Source organism: Acinetobacter johnsonii (assembly GCF_048551975.1).
GTDB lineage: Bacteria > Pseudomonadota > Gammaproteobacteria > Pseudomonadales > Moraxellaceae > Acinetobacter > Acinetobacter johnsonii_A.
Genome location: NZ_JBIMCF010000081.1, coordinates 1 through 551, shown reverse-complemented (window position 1 = coordinate 551; position 551 = coordinate 1). Strand labels below are relative to the sequence as shown.

The 551-nt window shown below is 37.2% G+C and carries 1 protein-coding gene and 1 pseudogene; one reads left to right on the top strand and one right to left on the bottom strand.

All coding sequences use genetic code 11. The annotated features are described in order from the left end of the window. A pseudogene (locus ACG9ZB_RS16715) lies at nt 1–271 on the bottom strand (transposase); the annotation flags it as partial. Between the two features lie 60 nt (nt 272–331). Here ACG9ZB_RS16715 and ACG9ZB_RS16710 point away from each other — a divergent pair. Then, nucleotides 332–551, top strand: a 220-nt coding sequence (locus ACG9ZB_RS16710) for a transposase-like zinc-binding domain-containing protein (RefSeq protein WP_048615150.1), incomplete at its 3' end; no start/stop codon positions are given.

Genomic DNA, 551 nt, shown 5'->3' with positions numbered 1-551 from the left:
AAGTTTTTTTAACACGAATGCAGAAGTTGATGTCTTGTTCAATTAACCATGTAAACCACTGCTCACCGATAAACTCTCTGTCTGCGAACACATTCACAATACGGTCTTTACCAAAAATGGATATAAAGCGTTGAATCAAAGCAATACGCTCTTTCGTATCTGAATTTCCACGTTTATTAAGTAATGTCCAAACGATAGGTATCGCTATTCCACGATAAACGATTGCAAGCATCAGGATATTAATATTTCGTTTTCCCCACTTCCAATTGGGGTGGTGTATCAAAAAGTATGCTAAAAAAAAAAGCAGGTTGAATTTTGATAAAATAGAGAAATGCAAATAACTCTAGAAATCAAATGCCCAACCTGCCTCAGTGACAGTATAAAGAAAAATGGCATCAAAGTAGATGGGAAACAAAACTACCAGTGCAAAGACTGCAAACGTCAGTTTATTGGGGACCATGCTCTGAGCTATCTAGGATGTAATTCTGGCATTACTCGTAAAATATTACAGTTAATGGTCAGAGGCAGCGGTATACGAGATATCGCTGAAG